At 61.0% G+C, this 313-nt stretch carries 1 protein-coding gene; it reads left to right on the top strand.

The window, feature by feature from the left end:
* Positions 1-246, top strand: a 246-nt coding sequence (locus tag B7G66_RS16990; protein WP_048859456.1) for an OmpA family protein, incomplete at its 5' end; no start/stop codon positions are given.
* Positions 247-313 lie beyond the last annotated feature (67 nt).

Genomic DNA, 313 nt, shown 5'->3' with positions numbered 1-313 from the left:
ACCACCCGCATCGAGGTCAATGGCTATACCGATAACTCGGCAGCCCATCCCGGCCCGCGCGGCGAGAAGTACAACATGGGCCTGTCCATGCGTCGCGCAGACAGCGTGAAGGCTGAACTGATCCGTGACGGCGTGCCCGCAAACGCCATCGACATCCACGGTTATGGCGAAGCGCACCCGCTGGTCCCGACCGGACCCGACACGCGTGAGCCCCAGAACCGCCGCGTCGAAATCATCCTGCACTGATCCTCAGATCAGACAGATTGATTCCATGCGAAAGGGAGTGCCTCGGCACTCCCTTTTTGCTTGTACA

The sequence above is a fragment of the Novacetimonas hansenii JCM 7643 genome (assembly GCF_000964405.1).
GTDB lineage: Bacteria > Pseudomonadota > Alphaproteobacteria > Acetobacterales > Acetobacteraceae > Novacetimonas > Novacetimonas hansenii.
The sequence above is the reverse complement of the archived record's forward strand: the minus strand, read 5'-3'. Positions and strand labels throughout refer to the sequence as shown.